This is a genomic window from Paenibacillus sp. FSL R7-0198 (genome assembly GCF_038000415.1).
Classification (GTDB): Bacteria; Bacillota; Bacilli; order Paenibacillales; family Paenibacillaceae; genus Paenibacillus.
In genome coordinates this window covers 4507418-4523404 of record NZ_JBBOCB010000001.1, presented here as the reverse complement: position 1 = coordinate 4523404, position 15987 = coordinate 4507418, and the positions used below count along the sequence as shown (strand labels likewise).

Below are 15987 nucleotides of genomic sequence, written 5' to 3'. Positions count from 1 at the left end.
ATAGGCTTCTACATAAAGTGAACTAAAGATATTTACACTAGCCACTCCGTTTCGTGTAAATGTCTAGTTCGATCTATATAGCCAACTTCCCTTTACCTTTATTATCAATGATTTGTTTCCAATGTAACAATGGTCTAAGGAACCTTTTTGGCGACAAGATTTTCAAAAAGCAAGTTTGAGATTCACGCCAAACGATTATTGTTCATACATAATGAAAACACCCTTTCCGGATGGGAAGGGTGTTCGAGTTTGTTTCAGTGTAAATTTTTACTTCAGCCCTGTGGAGATGTTTGCCCCTCACTTGCTGCTGGATTGGTAGCAGGCGCAGGCTCCTGTGTAGGCGTAGACTGAGCCTTCTCAAGCTTAAATGTATCCGATGGGCCTGAAAGTGTATGTTTATTCGTTGTTGTATTTGCAGCAACTGAAAGAATATACACCTTGTACTCGCCTCCTTCCACCAGATTGGCTCCAGTTGAATCTATAGCTGTTTTCGTTAAAGTAACTTCAACCGCTGCAGGATTTCCAATTGGGTAACTAGTGTTAGAGCTTGCTGTAGTAATATCCAAATTATCTGTTCCTTTAACAATAAAGAGTCGGTATGCAGAAATCCCCGTTTCAGCAGTTGGTTTAGTAAAGGTAAGCTTATAACTCGCTTCGGTTACAGTACTTGTATTTTGAAGGGCTGTTATAGTAGCAGTTTGAACCACATTTGCTTGTGCAAAGATATTAAACTCATTGGAAGCAGAGGACAGATTGGAAGCACGTGATGTACTGTCCGAAACGGACAAGACAAACACTTTGTATTTCTGTCCAGCTACAAGGACACTACCATTAATATCTCGATGTCCACCGTTTAGTACTACCGGACTGCCCGCATTGTTTTTGTTGATTTCAATAAAAGAATTAATTCCAAGAGCAGAACTTGTATTGAATCCACTCACTTGGTTAGCAGGCACAATCAAGATACGATAATTGGAGATATTGGTCTCGCTAATTGCCTTATTGAAGGTTATTGTTACATCCGAAGGCGTTCCAGACTGTCCTTGATCTTTAACGGTTACATTCACATTGCTCGCCACTGCTACAGCGACATTTGAAGTCAGTGTGATTATACCGGAGGCTGACGATATTGCATTTGTTAAAGACGCGTTATTGTTCACAGCCATTACATAAACTCGATAGCCTACATCGTTACGGATCAAGTCACCATCCGTTGTTCTCGAACCATTAGATAAAGTAATCGTCTGATTATTTCCCGTTCTACTTACATACGTATAATTCGAGCTATTCACCGTGTTGGCTACGTTCAGATTGAAGCTGCCTGCATTTGCATTTTTCACTACAAACACCCTGTAATGATTCACATTTGTCTCATCCGCGGATTTATTAAACGTCACACGCAGATCACGTCCATCTCCGTTATCCCCAATATCAGATGGCACCACATTGCTCGGAGCCGTTATAGCCGCATTCTGTGTCAGCGTAATTTGGGAAGAGTAACCAGACAAAGCATTTTGACTGGAGTTTCCGTTGTTATTCACCGACAGCACAAATACTCGATAAGCAACGTTATTCGTAATGGTGTAACCATTGGTATCTACCGCATAGTTCGGAAGCGTTACTGACAGGTTACCACCCGTTTTGTTCACCTGTGTATAGTTGCTCGACGCATTAGCTGCGCTCAACGTGAAGCTGCCCACATTAGCGGAACGAACAACATATACACGGTAGGCAGAGATTCTGGATTCATCCGCAGCTTTGTTGAAAGAAACCCGCAGATCACGGCCATCACCGTAGTCACCAATATCCGCAACAGCCAGGTTGCTAATAACTCCCGCGTTACCGTTCGTTGTCAGTCTCAGAGCTGTGGAGGAAGCTGACAGCGCATTGGTGTATCCATTTTGCTGATTTCCCACCGCCATCACAAAGATGCGATAATCTTGCAGATTCGTTACATTATAACCACTTGTGTCCTTCATGGATGAAGGCAAAGTCGTTGTAATGTTGTTGCCTGTTTTATTCACCGTATAGTACAGACTGGAGGACAGATTACTTGCCGTCGTCAGATTGAAGTTGCTGGCAACCGAGTTACGCACCACAAAGACGCGATAATTCGCCACCTTGGACTCATCCGATGATCGGTTGAAGCTCACCTGGATATCACGACCATCTCCATAATCCGAGTTGTCTCTCACCTGCGTAATTACAGGAGATGTTGCTGTGTTCACGGACAGTGTAAGTGAAGATGATGCTGCGGACAGCTTGCTGTCTGTTGTTGTATTTGTGCTTACGGACAAGATGTATACCACATACGCTGTGCCGCTTTTAATCAATTCACCGGACGTATCCCGTGTCGAAGAAGTCAGCTGGCTTTTCACTGCGGTACTGTTTCCTTTGTATATAATCGTGGAGTTAGAACTGGATACTTTGTTCGCTGCAGCCAGATTGAACGCAGAAGAGTCCTTCGCTTTAACAACAAAAGCACGATAATACGTAATGTTCGATGTTGTGCTCGGCTGCGTGAAGTTAATCTCCAGATCGCGACCATCGCCATAGTCGCTAATATCTGTAGCACGCAGGCTTGTAACCGCCTGTACTGTGGATTTCACATTATTAAGCTTCAATGCTTGGGAAGACCAGTTCAATGCATTTTTATAATTGTTGCTGCTGTTACCAACAGTCAGTACATACAGGCGATACGTTTCATTGCTATTGAGCAGATCCCCGTTTACGTCACGCGTCTGTGCATTAAGCGTCAGTTTCGGGTTGCTGCCATTTGGTGTAATGGATGTATAGTTCGCAGCAGGTACGGCAGTTGCTGAGGACTCCGTGAAGCTATTCACATCGCGAGTTTTCACCAGCATAATCCGGTAAGCAGACACTGCACTCTCTGAAGTTGGACGTGTGAAGCTCACGGTCAGGTCACGACCATCTCCGTTACTTCCGGATACCGAACCATAGATGTTCCATGCAGCATATTGTGTCTCATCCACTGGTGGCGTTGCCGTTGTCTTGATATCTACACGTTGATTGCGTGAGTTCCAGAATACTTTTTCCCCAAAAGCTTCACTAACAAAACGAATGGGAACCATCGTGTTACCCTTAATCGTGTTGGCAGGTACATCCAGCGATATCGCTTCCCCGTTGATGTATGCCGTTTTGGAACCGAGTGTCAAAGTAACTTCCTGATCATCGCGAGTTGCAACAATCGTTTTGGTTCTGTTGGTGTACTGTACCTTCGCATCCAATCCTTCAAAAATCGACCGAAGCGGAACCAGTACGCGTCCACCTTTCATCACAGGTGCCTGAGCAGATGATAACTCCGCATCATTAATATATATGCTGATCCTCGCAGCTGCATCCATAACCGACGTTGGAAGTGCGGACATCAGCATGGCCGATACAGCCAGCGCTGACATTACCTTCTTCACTTGTTTTCCTCCCGCTTTCCTCATATCCCATATCCCCATTCTCGCATGTAGTTAACATCGAAATAGATTCGTTGTTATTTTCAATAATTCCTGTATTTACCTATGCACAACTAAGACGTTCCGATCAGCTCAAAAGTTTCCAGTTGTACAAAAAATATTTTCTCAGAAATCTTCCTCTATCTTCCACCCTCCAAAAGTTAAAAATAACAGAAGAATTTGTCACCATTCCGCAACCATATCCTGCCCCAATTGCGTTAATGTATAGTGACTAGTGAACAACGCCTATCATTTTCTTAACTACGGGAGGTTCATATCCATGACATCATCGTTCCAATCTGCCACACGTAAAAGCATGCGCACCTTCATTACAGCCACCGCCATCCTCATGCTGCTCCAAACGGCTATCGCTCCATTATCTGGAGTCGCTGCTGCCGCATCTTCCAGTACAGATACCAACAAAGTCACGACTGCCAGTTCAACAACCATATATAAAACATTTCAGTCCATGCTCTACAAAAAGAACGGCTTGCCTGCCGCGGATACTTATCTCGAATCTCATATCAAAAAAGTAACAAAGCATCACGCCACCCTGATGGTGCTTCAATTGGAGAATGCTCGCCTGAAGGCGCTAAGTGCCATGACGGACCGCCTGCTCGTTCCTAACGTTCAGGACAAGATGATCAAGGCTTACAAATTGAACGATAGCTTCACCAAACTTATGGAGCGTACCCAGGACTCCGATCTGCGTGCACTGTTAAAAGAAGCCCGTGACAGCGGCTACCGCCTCGTCATGCTCGAAGGCTCCCTCTATCCCATAATGAATTATGCGGCATTCGTGAAATATACCTCTGTAATTAAAGAGGATATCTCAAGCTACATCCATATCATGACAAAGGAAACGAAAAACTTGCCTGCGGATGACGGTGCTCTGGTCATTGGTTATCAGGAAATTCTCCTTCGAGCACTCAGCCAGGAAAGATTCCTGGAGCTGCATCCAAAATCAAATCGGGCCAAGCAGGTGCATAATCTGTTAAACAGTTATACCCTGTATACCTTTTATGGGCTGAACAATACACCGCTGTTTGATTATGACACGAACAAAATGATTGCGAACGCCCAAAGAGGCTACAACGGCGTCTTGCAGCGTCTTGCATCCGTCGATAGTGAATTCCTCACCAAGCTGGATGCCTTTATGGACGTGGTTAAGGAATCGAAGTATGCAAAAACGGCTGCTGTCGAGAAATGGCTGGAGCAGAATGTGCCGGTCAGCGACTATGCGAATTATTAAGTAATCTGTTCCCCAGGTTAACATCCGTTTCAAATTCATGCTAAATTCCAACAGTTAACCACAACAAAAACCGCCACAGAATTCGCTCCTGGGGCGGTTTTCTTCATGCTTCTATAGTCAAAACTGACTAACCGTCAGCGCTCTGTACTATTGAATCGGTTTGACCATATGATTATACTCATGTCCTGCGATGACAATCACGTCATCTTTGACATATCCCTGCCGTTCGTACAGCATTAGCGCACGGCCATTGTCCCGTTCTACAATCAGGGATACCTGCGAGTGACCCAGATCTCTGCCTTGCTCCTCAAAAGCAGCCATCAGTGCGCGGCCGATGCCCTGCCCCTGATAAGCTTCACTTACCGAGAGAGTATCCAGATAATACTCACCCGGGCGGGTTTCTTTAACCAAAGCATACTTCTTATCCTGACTTCGTCCAGGGCGATTCAGAATCGGCTGGTCCAGATGATCCGCTTCACCGCCATCATAGGCTACGAGAATTCCCGCCACAAGTCCATCATGCTCCATCACTGTCACATGACGATAGCTAATCCGATTGTCTTCCTGTACATAGAAATCCTGCAAAATCTGCATCGCCTTCTCATGATCCGCCTCACCTGCAAGTGCGTATGCAATGTCTCCTATCGCCTGGTACAGCAAAGGAATAACCTGATCAGCATCTTCTTTCTGCGCAGGTCTTAACCGAGGAGTTGTCTCCATGTTGTCTGACGGCATACCTGACTGCCCTGTCGAATGATTCATCAGATTAACATGTTGAACAGATTCAGATTTTTGTTCAGCTCGGTATAGGCGATACCTTTGCGGTTCATACGTTCAATGAGTGGTTGGTAATCTTCCTTGTACATCAGCTCGATGCCCACCAAGGCAGGACCATTTTCCTTATCATGCTTTTTCGTATATTCAAATCGGGTGATATCATCATTCTTCCCTAGAACTTCCTCCAGGAATTCACGTAAAGCTCCTGCACGCTGCGGGAAATTAACCATGAAATAATACTTCAGACCTTCATAGATGAGGGAACGTTCCTTGATCTCCTGCATCCGGTCAATATCATTGTTCCCGCCACTAATTACGCAAACCACTGTCTTGCCCACAATTTGCTCACGATACTGCTCCAGCGCCGCAACAGCCAAGGAACCGGCAGGCTCAACCACGATCGCATTTTCATTATAGAGCTCCAGAATAGTTGTGCAGGCTTTGCCTTCGGGCACTTTCACAATGTCATCAAGTATACTGCTGCAGATGTCATAGGTCAGATCGCCAACCCGTTTCACCGCTGCGCCATCCACGAATTTATCAATATCATCCAACGTCACAACCTGTTTGCGGAACATCGCCTCACTCATGGAAGCTGCACCAAGTGGCTCAACTCCAATGATGCGTGTCTCCGGACTCACGGTCTTCATGTAGGTTCCCACGCCGGCTGCCAACCCTCCGCCACCAATCGTCACGAATACATAGTCGGCATTCTCATCGAGACTTTCCATGATTTCCATCGCTACCGTACCATTACCTGCAATAATCTTTGGTTGATCAAACGGATGGATAAACGTCATGCCCTGTTCGTCACATGCACGCATTGCTTCTGCGTATGCATCGTCATACGTATCTCCGATCAGCACCACTTCAACGTTGCTGCCGCCAAAACGTCTCACCTGCTTCACCTTCTGGTTCGGCGTTGTACTCGGCATGAAGATTTTGCCGTTAATTCCAAGGGCATTACAGCTAAAAGCGACACCCTGAGCATGGTTGCCCGCACTCGCACAGACAATCCCTTTCTCCATCTCGGCTGGCGTCAGACTGCGAATCATATTGTAGGCGCCTCGGATTTTGAACGAACGCACCACTTGAAGGTCTTCCCTTTTCAGATACACATTACAGTTATATTTGGCCGATAATACAGCATCCCGCTGTAACGGCGTTCTTACAATGACCTCACGCAGCACATGATGTGCGCGCACGATATCTTCCATGCCAACACTGGCACGACCGGGACTTGTGGTTCCCGTTGGTTCTTGTTCAACTGGTTTCATGTTGTTCTCCACACTCCGCTTTTATGGTCTATATAAGTTGAACTACAGTTCATTTACACTGACACTACGATGACAGAATAACCCTCCAATCGCTGTTATCCCCAGATTTTTTTGATTCCCTTTTTCCAAGGGAAAAATCCGTTGATAGCGTATGCTTCCGACGCAGCTTTCTTTCAGAAAGCTTTTAGACGAACGCTTCGCTTTTTCAGGTTCTTTCTGTCCTCTCCGTTATCGTGTAAATCATTAATTCAACTTATTTAGCAATGTCGCGCACTGCTTTTCTTTGTATTGTATCACTTTTGTTCTGTTCTTGCGCCTGAGCTCACTTCATTTATCATTCGTACTATTTCATCAATAATGACCTGAGGGTCTGTATACATAACCATATGTCCCGATTGATCCGCCCCAATCCATCTCGCATTGGATAGCTTGCTCACTGTCTGGCGATGCGCCGTGATGAGGGCAGGTCTGATTTTCCCCTCTCCCTTGCCCGGTTTCGTACCCGAGATCACGCTAACTTCCAGATCACCCAGAGCCGGAGGATGTTCCAGCAGTGCTGCCATGTCATCCGAAAATGTTTTACCTTCCGCAAGCATCGTGCTGGCTGCCCGTACAGTGAAATCCTCCTTGAGGTGATCCGCTGCCACATCGTCAGGCTGAACACTTCCAGCTTTGCTGCCAAGCATCTTATATAAGCCAGTCCGCGCCATGATTGGAATAATGAAACCATTGATGGCAAAGCTCTTTTTAGTAAGCTTGGAAAAATACATTTCGCAATGCTCGTCTGATGGATCTACCAGGATAATGCCACGTAATCGAGATAGATGTGCAGCTGCCGCAGCCCGTACAATCGGACCTCCCCAGCTATGTCCAACCAGAATGAATGGGCCCTGGCCCAGAGCGGTCAGCAGTTCTCCAAGATCCCCTGCAATGCGTTCAAGGCTGCGGGGAGCCGAGTCGACATCACTTCGTCCTGCCCCTGCCCTGTCATACACGACTGCACGTGCATGCTCAGCAATGGCTGGTGCAACCAGTCCCCAGTTCGATCTGGAAGCGCCCATACCGGACTCAAACACCACCGTAAGTTCCCCTGTTCCTCTGGACATATAATGTAATTTGCGACCATCGCGGGTCTGAACAAACGCACTTGAGCCAAACGTATGTGAGCTAGAGTTAGGATTCATGTTCCCCTCCTGATTACATGTATGGTCATCTTTCACCGATTCTAATTGAAAATGATTATCAATTACTTCATTATAGATTAATCCATGCTTTACCACAACCATGTTGCTCAGCAAGTTACAGCCGTCCTGTCGCTTTCTTCCACGTTGCATGGATCACCCCGCATCCCACCGTTCCATTCCCCTCCTTTTCCTTTATGCAAAAAGAAAACCCGATCCATGATCGGATCGGGTAACTGTACCAGCCACTATCGGCTGGCTCTCATATATACATTCTTACTGCTTCGTGTGCAGTTTCTGCACGATCGCATAATCGTAATCGCTTAATCCAAGGATGGGCGCCTACTCGGTTTAAGACCGCAGCCCCTTATCCCCGAATACCATGATCCTTGCTGTTCAACTGCTCCAGAAGTTCATTCATCGCTTCTTCCGTCATGGCCCCGCCGCTAAACGCAACCAGTGCACGCAGCGGCATATATTTCATCATCGCATCCATCATATCTGCGTGATCACCAGCATCATCACCGCCAAACCCGCTGGCCTCCTGAAATTGTTGCAAAGCCTGGTCCAGCAGCTTTTTATGGGCCGGATCACGCTGGATATCACCCAATGTACTATTACGCGTATAAGTTGGAAGGAATGTCGCTGTAGACTCTACGTTCACACGTGTATGCACATGAATGTCCCGTGAGGAACTGCCTACCTGTATCTCGAACTCTCCGGTCTCCACATGCCAGTCCTTCATATCCACGTTGTAATAGGCGAATGAACGCTTGTTTAGTGTGAAGCTCACCACTTTTGACTCTCCAGGTTCAAGGGCCACCTTGGCAAAAGCCTTCAGTTCTTTGACTGGACGAATAACTATGCTCTCTACGTCGCTGACATACAGCTGTACAATCTCCTTGCCCGCTCTGTCTCCGGTATTGGTGACCCTAACTTGCACGTTCACCTCATCCTGATCCGTCAATTCTGTGCGATCTACCTTCAGATCAGCATATTCAAATGTCGTATAACTCAGTCCATAGCCAAACGGGAACAGTGGCTCCAGTTCTTTTTTATCATAATAGCGGTACCCAACAAAGATGCCTTCCCGGTAATCGACACGATCTCCTTCGCCCGGGAAATTCAGATAAGATGGATTATGGCTGAGCTTGGCAGGAAATGTCTCTGCCAGTTTACCGGACGGATTTACCTCTCCATACAACAAATCAGCTATCGCTCCACCAACAGCCTGTCCACCAAGATAAGCTTCGAGCACGGCTTGTACCTGAGGCAGCCAAGGCATCTCCACTGGTGATCCGTTGCTCAGCACAACGACCACACGTGATTGAACCTTCGCAATCTCTTCGATCAGCCGAATATGATTTTCAGGCAGACGCAGATGGGCACGATCATACCCTTCGGATTCATAACGATCTGGCAATCCAACAAACACAATAGCGGTATCCGCCGACTGTGCTGCCTGTACAGCCTCATGCATTAATGTCTCATCCACATCATCCGCTTCAATCCGATAACCCGGGGCATACGAGAAGGTTACACCTTCGCCAGCCACTTGGGTCATCTCTTCTACAATATCATCCACTTTGGTCGGATTAATATGGGAACTGCCGCCGCCCTGGAAGCGAGGTTTGCGCGCAAATGCCCCGATTAACGCCACTTCGCCTTCACGTCCCAGCGGCAGGATACTCTCTTCATTTTTCAGCAAAACCATACTCTCGGCTGCCACCTTGCGTGCAAGTTGGTGGTGCTCATCCTTGTTATAGGTTGCCCCTTCTTGCTTTTGATCAACGGAATTAAAGATCAGCGTAAGCAGACGCTCCACCGCCCGATCCAGCTTGTCCAGCGGCAGTTGTCCGCTCTCTACAGCATCAATCACTTTACGCTCACCGATTCCACCACTTGTAGGCATCTCCAGTTCCAGTCCTGCTGCAAGGGCGTCTGCACGTTCATTGACCGCGCCCCAGTCTGACACCACAAGACCTTCGTGTCCCCATTCGTCTTTCAGGATATCCGTAAGTAACCATTCATTCTCACCTGCGTACGTACCGTTCACCTTATTGTAAGAACACATCACCGTCCACGGCTGTCCATCCTTCACCGCACCTTCGAAACTTGCCAGATAAATCTCACGCAGTGTCCGTTCATCCACCACCGCATCAATCGACATGCGCCGTTCTTCCTGATTATTAACTGCAAAGTGTTTGAGAGACGTACCCACACCTTGGCTCTGTACACCCTGAATATGACCGGTAGCCATCTGCGTAGATAACAACGGATCTTCGGAAAAGTATTCAAAATTACGCCCGCCCAGCGGGGAACGTTTAATATTCACACCCGGACCAAGCAGTACCGCTACATCCTCGGCCTGACATTCCTCACCCAGGGCCACCCCGACCTGACGCGCCAGCTCCTTGTCCCATGAACTAGCCAGTCCTGCCGCAGACGGGAAACAGGTCGCAGGAACGCTCGACGTCATACCTAGATGATCTGCACTTCCATCCTGCTTGCGCAGCCCGTGAGGTCCGTCCGTCACCATGATGGATGGAATGCCAAGACGCTCCACCCCTTTCAGATGCCAAAAGTCCAGTCCCGAGCACATGCCCGCTTTTTCTTCCAGTGTCATCCGCTGTACCAGTTCCTTGATGTTACGTTCCACATTAACCCCTCCAGTTCATGATGTTGATACATAGCTATATCACTAAGCATACAAGGTTATCTACCACACATTCAAATGTTTACCCGGTTAGAAACGGTTACATAACACCAGTCCATCATTTCTTCTTCCTGACGATGATCAAAATAAAAAGAGAAAACAGCCCGATCTTCACGATCAGGCTGTCTCTATACGTTTCATAACCGTCTATCCACCCAATTTACGCCTGTGTCTTAAACCAAGCTGCGGCGGCTTCTGCTTCGGTACGAGTCAATTGATGACCCTGACGCTCCCAATGTGTGTTTACATCGGCACCTGCACCGCTGAGTAGCGAAGCAAGTTCCTCCGTTTCACGTCTTGGTACAATCGGATCGTTCTCGCCCGCACCAATGAACACAGGCAGACCTTTCAGATCCGGCAGTTCCAGTCCGCGCAGCGGTACCATCGGGTGATGGAGAATTGCACCTTTGAATACATCTGCTTGATGGAAGATCAAGCTTGCCGCAATGTTGGCACCGTTAGAGTAACCCAGTGCATACACGTTGGACCGATCGAACCCATATTCCACCGCAGCTGCATCTACAAAAGATCCCAACTCCGCCGTACGAGCAATCAGATCTTCTTCGTCAAAAATGCCTTCGGCCAAGCGGCGGAAGAAACGGGGCATCCCGTTCTCCGATACGTTCCCCCGCACCCCAAGTATGCCAGCTCCTGGTGCGATCATCTCCGCCAGAGCGATCAGATCATTCTCGGTTCCGCCTGTGCCATGAAGCAACAGGATTGTTGGCGCATCCGGCTGAGCACCTGCTTTATAGATATGTTTCATTGTATTGGTTGTAGTCATGATTTGGACTCTCCTTTCCATTCACGTACTTCAATTCGTGGCAACAATTGTTCAATCTGCTCACGCTGTGGTTCATACCATTCAGGCAACATCAGTTTCTCACCCATGCTCTCTGCTGGTTCATCCCGTGCAAATCCCGGAGGATCCGTAGCCAGTTCGAACAGTATACCACCCGGCTCCCGGAAATACACAGCGTTGAAGTATTGACGGTCAATGACTGGCGTTGGATGATATCCGGATTGTTCAAGATCCTGCTGAATTTGTTCATGCTCCACGTAATCTTTGGCACGCCATGCAATATGGTGGACCGTACCGGCTCCACCAATCCCGCGTTGGATGCCTGTGGACTGAATATCGATGATCTGACCGATATCGCCGCTTGCCTGAAGACGAAGGAGTCCGTTCTCTTCACCGACTTGCTCCAGACCCAGTTTGCTCACCAAGACGTCCATGGTTTTCTCAGGAACGTGGCTGAACAATACGGCTCCGCCAAATCCTTTGATGGCATGCTCCGGTGTCACACCGTTGAAACTCCAGTTGCTTGGCTGACCACCTTCACGCTCAACCAGTTCAAGCAGCAGACCGCCTTTGTCGAAGAAACGAATGTACTGCTCACCAAATCTGGTTTTATTTTCATATGGAATATCGAAGGAAGCAAGACGTTCTTTCCAGAAAGGCAGGCTTCCTACAGGAACCGCATATACGGTAACTCCAGTCTGACCGGAACCAATGACACCTCTTCTTGAATTTTGCTGTGGGAAAAAGGTAATGATTGTGCCCGGTGCACCCTGTTCATTCCCGTAATACAAGTGATACACGTCCGGTGCATCAAAGTTAATTGTTTTTTTCACCAGTCTGAGCGCCAACACACCTGCATAAAAATCAACATTTTTCTGCGCATCGTCAACAAAAGCTGTAATATGATGAATTCCTGAAGTTCTGAACATAATCTTCACTCCCTTGGTTTTAGTTGTATCATAGGTTGTTTTTGCTTCTTTTATTTATTGCTTTTCGTTATTTATCTTTAAATTAAGATTCTTTAAATTTATATTAATCCATTGTACCTCAATATGCAAGCTTTTATTTTAAAATTAAGATTTAATACAAAAAGCAGGCCCCGATCACTCCGGGAACCTGCTTAGCGTTATAACGATTGATTAGTTGTTTCGTATTCCTGTATCAATTTTGTATTACTGCTTCTTAAACCAGTTTCATTCTTTTTGGTGGATTCACCAAATCTTTATGCTCGTATTCATCCTTGATGTCTCCGACAATCTCTTCAAGGATATCCTCCATCGTAACCATACCTACCGTAGCACCTGCCTCGTTTTTCACGGTAGCAATGTGTACACGGCTTTGCTGCATCTGGATCAGCACATCCTTGATTGGAGAACGCTCGGAGAAACTCGGCGTGTTATGGACAAATGTCTCCATATTAAAGTCTCTGCCCGCAGCTACACTCGTCAACATTTCTTTTGTGTTAATAAAGCCCACAAAGTGCGCCTGATCCCCATTCGCAATAACAGGGTATCTGGTGTACTCGTGTCGATTCAGCGTTTCAATGATCTGATCAAGCGGCATTTCCTTATTCAACGTAACAATTTTATCTCGTGGAATCATGATCTCCTGAAGCAAACGTTCATCAAAAGCAAAAATATTTTTCAGATAGTCCAGCTCTGTCTGGTTGATCTCGCCACTCTCATAGCTCTGTGCCATAATCAGCTTCAGCTCTTCTTCGGAGTGAACGGTATCATGCCCGGCAGGTTTTACACCAAAGATACCAAGCAACAGACGAGCAGCTCCATTCAGCGCATAGATGAACGGATTCATGATTTTACCGAACCAGTACAGTGGTGGTGCCAACAACAGCGTCATTCTCTCTGCAAACTGAATCGCCAGCGTTTTCGGTGCCAATTCACCAATAACCACGTGCAGGAAGGTAATGATCGCCAGAGCAATACCATAGGAAAGCACGGTAGACAATGCCGCCGGCACTTCCATGCGCTCAAAGAGCGGATGAAGCATTTTCTCAACGGTAGGTTCACCCAAGGCTCCCAATACCAGCGCCGTGATGGTAATCCCCAATTGACATGCTGACAGATAATAATCCAGGTTGTGCGCCACTTTTTTGGCCAGTACTGCCTTTTTGTTCCCTTCCGAGATCAATTGATCGATTCGGGACATCCGTACTTTAAGAATTGCAAATTCGGCTCCAACGAAAAAGGCTGTCAGACCTATAAATACGGCTACTAAAAATAAATTCAAGGCTATTATTCCGTCCAATGATTTCCCTCAGGTTGAGGGATTCACCTCCATTAAATTTTTAAAATAAGGTTGCACGAGTGACGTTCCGGTGACGGCTCGTTCTTCCGATCGCCATTGCCTCCAAATTTTCCTGATTGTTGTTTTCAAAGGTTTAAAATTGGTTTGCAAACGCGAACGCTACGCTTCTTCAGAATCGATTCCGTCCCCTACACTGCTACGATGCCAAAACGTTTTAAATTCTGAGGGCAGTAGCCAAATAGGCAGTCAAACCCTAGATTACAGTCATGATCGAACCAACCAAGATCAAGCCAGGTCGCTAGTAGCTTCCTCAACCTGCGCGCCGTTTACCCGCTCCAGAAGAACTTGCTTGATGTGATAATTTTCGGTATCCACAACGGTCCAGACATAATCGCCATGTTCTACCGTGTCGCCTTTTTCCACACCTACACCCTTCTGGTATTGAATCCATCCAGCAACGGTATCCATCTCTTCATTACCTTCAAAGCTAAGCCCGAACTGTCGCTCCACTTCATCCAAAAGTACCCGGCCATTGATGAGATATTGATTCTCTCCGGTCTCTTGGATATCGGCCACCTCATCGGCATCGAATTCATCGCGAATCTCACCGACCAGCTCCTCCAGGATATCCTCCATCGTAATGATTCCCGAAGTACCGCCATATTCATCCACGACCACGGCCATGTGTACACGTTCCTGCTGCATTTTAATCATCGCATCCTGGATAGACGTAACTTCGGACACGAATGGGATCTCACGAACGAACTCGCTTAGTTGATACGATCTTGCGGCAACCATGTCGGGCAAAATCTTTTTCACATTCACAACGCCAATAATGCGGTCCTTGTCCCCATCCTCGATGACAGGGTAACGTGAATAGTTATGTTCATCCAGTATAGGAATAATATCGTCATAGGTCATTTCCTGATCTAATGTCACCAGTTCCGTACGTGGCACCATGATGTCTTTGGCATCACGTTCGTCGAACACAAATACATTTTCCAGATATGAAAGCTTGGTCTTGTTGTTCTCGTCACCTTCATAACTCTGGTTCATGATGATCTTGATCTCGTCCTCCGAGTAGGCTTGATCATGTTTGGCAGGCTTCACACCGAATCCTCGCAGAAGAACACGAGAGGTTCCATTAAGCGCCCAGATGAACGGATACATGATTTTACCAAACCAGTATAGTGATGGGGCAAGCATTAATGTCAGTTTTTCTGAAAATTGAATCGCCAGCGTTTTCGGTGCCATCTCACCAACAACCACATGCAAAAACGTGACGAGGATAAAGGCAATCGCATAGGAAGCAATTGATGAGATCGAAGCAGGTACGTCTAAATAATTGAATACCGGGTATAACAATCTCTCAACCGTCGGTTTTCCGAGCGCTCCCAGTCCTAGAGCAGTGACCGTAATACCGAGCTGACAGGCTGATAGATAATAATCCAGGTCCGAGACAACTTTTTTGGCGAGTACAGCCTTTTTATTGCCTTCCGCAACCAGTTGATCCACTCTTGATGTACGAATTTTGACTACAGCGAACTCCGATGCTACGAAAAATGCAGTCAATGCAATCAAGATAATAAGTAAAACGATATTCAATATGGTAATTATGTCCAATGATTTCCCCGGTTCTCAGGGATTCACCTCCAGAGATAGTTACAGCGTGATCCGTTAACTACGTTAACCATTCATCTGCTGTTTGTCGTTCATCATGGCGTATGCCTTATATGAAATCGAATAAATGATCATATTTGTATATGTCGTACGTGTTTGACCTTGTAAAACCAAAACAGGAATTCAAGATGAAGTCAATGACATGCAGAAACTTCTTCATTCAAATCGGGTTACCCCTCATGCTGTCAATTGTTCCTCGCTTAACTCCACCTAGATTCGCCATTTGGACAATTTACAATATCGCCTACCCAATAGATATCCACCTCCCCTCGTACTCATTCCTGTTTCCGAAAAGTATACCATGTTTCCCGCTCAACCATCCAGTTGCACGTTATGGTTTGGCACAAGCTTACAGTATAATGTTCACAAATTAGTCTCTATGTATGTTACGTACTTTATATAATATGATTGATATCACCTCATAATGTGATATTGTTCACATGATTAGTATAGTCCAATTTATAAAAATACTACCCTGTACTTTAGGGTATTAAACAACATGCCTAAACACCCAGATTATATCCTGTTTCGTATCTTTCCCATGTCTTTCCCTTATGGACAAGTTTGGCC

General features: G+C 46.5%; 10 protein-coding genes. 1 reads left to right on the top strand and 9 read right to left on the bottom strand.

Features of this window, described 5'->3' with window-relative positions:
• Positions 1-272: 272 nt before the first annotated feature.
• Complete coding sequence (locus tag MKY87_RS19675) at positions 273-3431, bottom strand: copper amine oxidase N-terminal domain-containing protein (RefSeq protein WP_340965788.1); 3159 nt, start codon at positions 3429-3431, stop codon at positions 273-275.
• A gap of 316 nt (positions 3432-3747) precedes the next feature.
• On the opposite strand from MKY87_RS19675, the gene MKY87_RS19670 reads away from it, so the two are divergent.
• Positions 3748-4719, top strand: coding sequence for a hypothetical protein (locus MKY87_RS19670; RefSeq protein WP_340965786.1), 972 nt, complete (start codon positions 3748-3750; stop codon positions 4717-4719).
• A 147-nt stretch (positions 4720-4866) separates the two neighbouring features.
• Here the strand turns inward: MKY87_RS19670 and MKY87_RS19665 are convergent, their stop codons facing one another.
• From MKY87_RS19665 to MKY87_RS19630, 8 genes are all read right to left on the bottom strand, one after another.
• Entirely contained in the window at positions 4867-5481 is a 615-nt protein-coding gene (locus MKY87_RS19665) for a GNAT family N-acetyltransferase (RefSeq protein WP_340965785.1), read from the bottom strand.
• The gene (gene ilvA, locus MKY87_RS19660) at positions 5481-6773 is read right to left on the bottom strand and encodes a threonine ammonia-lyase IlvA (protein WP_339312124.1); all 1293 of its coding nucleotides are present in this window, start codon (positions 6771-6773) and stop codon (positions 5481-5483) included. Before ilvA ends, MKY87_RS19665 begins: the two co-directional genes overlap by 1 nt.
• Before the next feature lie 293 nt (positions 6774-7066).
• On the bottom strand, positions 7067-8107 hold the full coding sequence (locus tag MKY87_RS19655) for an alpha/beta fold hydrolase (protein WP_340965784.1): 1041 nt from the start codon (positions 8105-8107) through the stop codon (positions 7067-7069).
• A gap of 214 nt (positions 8108-8321) precedes the next feature.
• Positions 8322-10613: a beta-glucosidase family protein gene (locus MKY87_RS19650; RefSeq protein ID WP_340965782.1), complete on the bottom strand. Its 2292-nt coding sequence runs from the start codon at positions 10611-10613 to the stop codon at positions 8322-8324.
• 217 nt (positions 10614-10830) lie between these two features.
• On the bottom strand, positions 10831-11436 hold the full coding sequence (locus tag MKY87_RS19645) for an alpha/beta hydrolase (RefSeq protein ID WP_340967493.1): 606 nt from the start codon (positions 11434-11436) through the stop codon (positions 10831-10833).
• Positions 11437-11450: 14 nt separating this feature from the next.
• Positions 11451-12401: a ring-cleaving dioxygenase gene (locus MKY87_RS19640; protein WP_074093485.1), complete on the bottom strand. Its 951-nt coding sequence runs from the start codon at positions 12399-12401 to the stop codon at positions 11451-11453.
• 253 nt (positions 12402-12654) lie between these two features.
• The gene (locus MKY87_RS19635) at positions 12655-13737 is read right to left on the bottom strand and encodes a hemolysin family protein (protein ID WP_124118555.1); all 1083 of its coding nucleotides are present in this window, start codon (positions 13735-13737) and stop codon (positions 12655-12657) included.
• 285 nt (positions 13738-14022) lie between these two features.
• Positions 14023-15360: a hemolysin family protein gene (locus tag MKY87_RS19630; RefSeq protein ID WP_340965781.1), complete on the bottom strand. Its 1338-nt coding sequence runs from the start codon at positions 15358-15360 to the stop codon at positions 14023-14025.
• Positions 15361-15987: the final 627 nt, after the last annotated feature.

Bases quoted from the DNA above. Each gene is read 5' to 3' on its own strand.
- MKY87_RS19670 (WP_340965786.1), top strand. From the start codon at position 3,748: ATGACATCATCGTTCCAATCTGCCACACGTAAAAGCATGCGCACCTTC.
- MKY87_RS19665 (WP_340965785.1), bottom strand. From the start codon at position 5,481: ATGAATCATTCGACAGGGCAGTCAGGTATGCCGTCAGACAACATGGAG.
- ilvA (WP_339312124.1), bottom strand. From the start codon at position 6,773: ATGAAACCAGTTGAACAAGAACCAACGGGAACCACAAGTCCCGGTCGT.
- MKY87_RS19655 (WP_340965784.1), bottom strand. From the start codon at position 8,107: ATGCAACGTGGAAGAAAGCGACAGGACGGCTGTAACTTGCTGAGCAAC.
- MKY87_RS19645 (WP_340967493.1), bottom strand. From the start codon at position 11,436: ATGAAACATATCTATAAAGCAGGTGCTCAGCCGGATGCGCCAACAATC.
- MKY87_RS19640 (WP_074093485.1), bottom strand. From the start codon at position 12,401: ATGTTCAGAACTTCAGGAATTCATCATATTACAGCTTTTGTTGACGAT.